This window comes from Bacteroidia bacterium, assembly GCA_023228875.1.
Lineage (GTDB): Bacteria > Bacteroidota > Bacteroidia > NS11-12g > UBA955 > JALOAG01.
In genome coordinates this window covers 1-5331 of sequence record JALOAG010000042.1, presented here as the reverse complement: position 1 = coordinate 5331, position 5331 = coordinate 1, and the positions used below count along the sequence as shown (strand labels likewise).

The window sequence follows — 5331 nt, the reverse complement described above, 5'->3', positions numbered from 1 at the left end:
TAAACCACCCAAAAAACCAACTTAAAAAGCATAGTTGAAAAAACAAGTGTGCTTAAAACGCTTCTAATGAAGCCGTTTTTGATGTTTTTTTCTTTTTTTAGAGAGTTGTGCAACAGCTACCCATGTTAGGCGCTGGTATTTTGTCATCGTTGATTGTAAAAAATTCTTTCCCAGTCTTCAGTTGTCATGTCGGTTTTAAGTACAGCTAATTTTTGTCCATTTATTTCAATCCTTGTTTGTCTTAGCCGTTCTGCTTCATTGTCCAAGGCCATCAACTTATTCAGCTCCAAACAGTCTTTAATAATTCGGTAAATTTTCCAGTGGTCATATTTGAAAGTTTCGCCAGGTTTAATCACCTGTTCACCCTCCCTTAGGCTATATGTTAGATTGTCAGCATTGTTTTTTGGCTTCCATTTACCATTACTATGAATTGTGTTGCGAAAATTATTCAGAAGCTCCAATGAGTCAACTTTGTCAGAATATTTTTCTCGGAGCTTGTCAAAATACGGTTTGCCTGAAATATTTTTTTCATATACTTTTCGAGTGTATTCAAACATGCTCGATAATTTAACAATTGCAGTAAACGTGATATAAGCTCTTTGATTGTCAAGCGTGAGGCCGATTGTATTGTCAATTTCTTTAAAATTCATAAAAGTACTTATGTCGTAGACGTATTTTAAAGAAAAACAGGAATAGTAAATGCTTTTTAAGGTGTTGTCATAGTAACCAAATTGGTCAGCTCGATAATCAATGATATAATTTTCAATTTTGAGATTGTTTGCCACTTCAGTTCTACACTTATCGTTAATTTTTATAAGTCTTTCAATTAAAGTCAAACAGATGTCTATGTGCTTATTTATTTTCGCAAATTGATGTGCGCTATGAAAGTCATTCTTAGAAATGTATGTTTTCTTGTTTGTCATTCTTGCGTTTGTTTCTTTCGTCATACTTGCGCCTAACGTTTTGCAGCTACCCGAAGGTGGCGATTTCGAAGCACTTCACTGTCAACCAAGCAGAAACTTTGATAGAAGCACAAAGCTTGATTTAACCACTGAACCGCCAATTTCTTGTAGGTGCTGTTAGCGGGTCGTGCTTTTTTTAGCTGTTTAATTCGTCTTAATTTTTGCATAGATTTTTCCTCTCCAATAAATTGGTTTTTGGGGATTCTCTTTGTGTTCAAAATTGAAATTGAATTCCGCCTTCATTATTCCTTTTTCCCATAGTTTTTTGTCAATTGTAATGTATCCGTCAGTGCAGTAATAGATGGCGCTTCCGTCAGGTGTTATACTATTTAAGTCAATAGTCGCTTTGCAAATATTTTTCAGAATTTCAAGTTGCAAACTGCAATGTGTTGCAATGCCAGTCGAAGTATAGCAAAATATGCTGTCTTTATTTTTTCTGAATACTTCAATAAAATCTGTTCCTGCCCATTCATAACACCAAGCTTCACATTGTATTGAATGGAATTGATGTGCTGTGTCCAAGAGTTGATAAAATATTTGAGCAGAGTCTTTAAGGACAATACCATTACTATCAAGCATTGAATAACAGCGTTGAGGACAAAAACCTCCGTCTGCGCAACCTGCTTTCCCATCGGACTTCATTTCAACACCGAGGGGATAACTCCAGTTATTTGTAAATGAAAAGTCACCTGAAAGATTGTCAACCCACTTTATTGTAATAGGTTTTGAGACTTGTCCCCAAGCACTGGAATAAATAAAAAAGATTGCAAAAATTATAAGTCTAAGCTTCATTTCTGGTCTGTCAATTTTATGTAGTACCTGTCTAAGCATGACCGCTAACGGATTGGGTATTGGCGATGCCCGCACTTGGAAACTTTAAATTATAAACAAGCTGTCCAGCGGGTATTGCCAATACCTTGTGCCTGTTGCACAACCACACCCATAACTTCATTAGGCAAATATAAATCAATTATGCATGTATTAACAAAAGTGCAATAAGTGTGCATAATTAATTGATTGTCAGTGTTGTATATTTTGCCTTAAAAATTTCTTTTTTTATCTTTGATGCATGCAGGGACGTAAGGATATTCAACCAAAAATGTTGTATCAAGTAAGCATTGACAGCTTGGTACCAACTGACATTTTTTATCGCTTATTATCACAAACCCTTGATACAGCATAGCGCGAGCCATGCAAAAAATAGAGGCAACTGCGCAAAACACCTTTCGTTTTTTTATTGACTACATCACAACGCTCACAACTCCTATATAAACCACCCAAAAAACCAACTTAAAAAGCATAGTTGAAAAAACAAGTGTGCTTAAAACGCTTCTAATGAAGCCGTTTTTGATGTTTTTTTCTTTTTTTAGAGAGTTGTGCAACAGCTACCCCTGTTAGGCGTAGTATTTCTATTTAAGTTCATACAATTTGTTGTCAAAGTCTTCATATAAAAATACTTTGTGAAAGTCGGTCGTTAATTCAATATTTAGCAATTCATTTACCTCAAACGAACTTTGTCCAACGCCACCGATTATTAAAACCAACCACAGAGGTAACTTTGTATTTTGTCTGTAAGCAGAAATTTTACTTTCCTTTTTTGAAACGTATTCAAGTATTAAGTCCTTTGTTATAGCCTTTTGCCAATATGCTCCAAAATTTGCGTTCACACTTTTTTGAGTGTGTTTCATCCTGTGTGCATTATTCACGATGTCATTATCGTAAAGTTCCCCTGTCAAAATAAAATGTTTATCCAACTCTGTTAGTCGTGTTATTAGGTCTGTTTTGTCATTGATTTTAAAACTCAAATTGTCCTTCAAATGTAAATTAACTAGAACATTTGGAACAGAAGGGTCATTTTCTAAATTAACTTCGACCTTCTCGCAAATGTTTTCATAAAATCCTTCTTGTGCTTTAGCTTTTGAGTCCAAAATTAATTCGTGTTCAAGTCCGAATTGTGTCTGCCCATTTGAGATTATGAAGTCAGGTTTTTCGATAACTTGGGTAATTTCAAAGTCATTAAAGTATGTCGCTAATAATTTTCCAATTTGACATAGCTCTAAAATTTTCTGTTTGTCATCCTTTTTACTTTTGTCAAGTCCGTTTAGATGTGAATTAATTTTCAAACCGAGTCGGCTATGAGTTTCTTTAAATTCTATGTCGTGTAGTAGCTGTCTCATAATATTACGCCTAACGGATGCGTGTATGAAACGTTTGGCATTTCGAAGCACTTATCTATCAAGTTACAAGTACTTTTGATACGAGCTGAAACGTTCGATAACCCACTGACTGCCAAATGTTTTATTTACGATGTTATAAGCCGTTATTCTTTTGTCTCATTTATTATTTTTTCGATTGCTTTTTTTGTTGATACGAATTGGTCAATCTTTCCATAGTTACTGTTTACAGCATAAACAACGGACGTGTTGTCGTCTGGGAAATAAAGCATATTTGCATAATAACCAACTGCATCACCGCTGTGCATATAAGCAATTCCTTTATCTGTTTCAATTTTAAAAATTCCCAATCCATAAGATATTGGGAAGAAATCAGGGTCCGGCTCTTTGGGTATTTTCCAAGTCAGCATTTCGTTCAAAGAATTTGAACTTATTATTTGACCACTCATTAAGGCTCGAAAGAAAACATTTAAATCGTATGGATTTGAAATTAATCCACCGTCTGCCGTGTAATAATCCCAACCACTAAAATAGGTGCTTTCTACAACTTGCAAATTACTATACATATCAATATATCCTCTTACAGTTCCATATGGAATATGGTCTTCGGCTGCAAACTTTGTCATTGTTAAACCAAGTGGGTTGAATATTTTATCTTCAAATACTTTATAAAAAGGTTTACCCTCGATTTTTTCAATCAACATTCCGAGCATAATGTAACCTGTATTTGAGTATCGCACATCTTCGCCTGGTTGAAAGTATGCCTTTTGGTTATATGCATATTGTAACAAATCGTTCGGTTTCCATTCTCTAATAAAGTCATTCAGGGAAGCAGTTTGGAATTTTAAATTTTGGATGTAGTTATATATGCCACTTGAATGTTGAAGCAGTTGTCGGATGGTTGCTTTGTCAGCATTTTCAATTTTATCAATCACATCTCCTTGTAAATAAGATGAAATTTTATCATCCAAATTTAACTTTCCCTCTTCAATAAGTTTCAATACCGTGGTAGCAGTAAACATTTTTACTGTGGAACCAACTCGGCTGATATTACAAGATTGCATATCAACATTATTGTGTAAATCTGCTTTTCCACTTGCACCAATCCATATACCTGTTTGAGTATGAAAAACCGACATTGTAACCCCAACTACGCCACTGGAAGTCATATCGTTTAACAATGACTGATATTTATTGTTGTTTGGATTTATAAAACTACTGTCGGCAAAATCGAAATTGCAGTTATAAAATGAAGGAGTTATATCTTCGCCTTTATGACAAGAGTTTAGCAAAAATAAAGAAAGGATAAAATATAGAGTTTTATTCATTTTTCTTAGTCTTTGTTTTGATAAAAAATTTAGCGCCAACATGTAAGTTGATATGAGTCATTACTGGAATAAAGTCAGGTGAATAGGGATACTCAGCCCCAGATTGATAACGCATAAATATTTTAGGGCTGTTTTTTTCTGTCTTTTTAAGATAGTAGCCAATATTAATAGAAAATGACGGATATAATCTTGCGTTTCCTTTATCAGCTTTTTTTACATATTGACCGTTTGTAAACGTAAATTCTTCGGCAGTTGCAAATGTCTGCATATATCCCACTCCCAAAAGTCCCGAAATTGCAAGTCCAAATTTTAGTCGATATTCATATCCCAATTCTGTGTTGAGTCCTATGCCTTGTGCCAAGTAGTTGTGATAGAAATAACTAATGTTTGCAGTCTGAAAAAGTCGGGAATATTCTTTAACCTTATAATTAAATTCGGTCCCTAATTGAAGTCCGGGGTGAATTGGAGTTGTAACAAACCTTGTAAATGGGATAGCTGTCGATTCATTAAAAATCGTAACATTTATTGGAATTGCTTTCCCTTGTCCAAACAATACTGTCGGGGTGATGAAAATTAAAAATATTAGTATTCTGTTCATTGTTGTGATGTCTTTTTATAATGGCTTATAACGTTTTCGGGCTTTGCGTTCGGGCGGGTTTCGGAGAACAAAACTGTCAACCTGCACTGAACTTGAATAGAAGCACAAAACTCCAAGTTTACACCTCACCCCGCCTGACGCCAAACCGCTGTGCCTGTTGCACAACCACACCCATAACTTCATTAGGCAAATATAAATCAATTATGCATGTATTAACAAAAGTGCAATAAGTGTGCATAATTAATTGATTGTCAGTGTTGTATATTTTG

General features: G+C 34.7%; 5 protein-coding genes. All 5 read right to left on the bottom strand.

All coding sequences use genetic code 11. The annotated features are described in order from the left end of the window. Positions 1-143: 143 nt before the first annotated feature. On the bottom strand, positions 144-947 hold the full coding sequence (locus M0R38_12745; GenBank protein MCK9482603.1) for a hypothetical protein: 804 nt from the start codon (positions 945-947) through the stop codon (positions 144-146). A gap of 159 nt (positions 948-1106) precedes the next feature. Beyond that, positions 1107-1793: a hypothetical protein gene (locus M0R38_12740; GenBank protein MCK9482602.1), complete on the bottom strand. Its 687-nt coding sequence runs from the start codon at positions 1791-1793 to the stop codon at positions 1107-1109. Positions 1794-2371: 578 nt separating this feature from the next. Then, on the bottom strand, positions 2372-3139 hold the full coding sequence (locus tag M0R38_12735; protein MCK9482601.1) for a hypothetical protein: 768 nt from the start codon (positions 3137-3139) through the stop codon (positions 2372-2374). Positions 3140-3282: 143 nt separating this feature from the next. After that, positions 3283-4464, bottom strand: coding sequence for a beta-lactamase family protein (locus M0R38_12730; protein ID MCK9482600.1), 1182 nt, complete (start codon positions 4462-4464; stop codon positions 3283-3285). Then, positions 4457-5062 (bottom strand): hypothetical protein, encoded by a 606-nt coding sequence (locus M0R38_12725; GenBank protein MCK9482599.1) that lies wholly within the window; start codon positions 5060-5062, stop codon positions 4457-4459. The genes M0R38_12730 and M0R38_12725 overlap by 8 nt, the downstream gene beginning before the upstream one ends. Between the last annotated feature and the right edge of the window lie 269 nt (positions 5063-5331).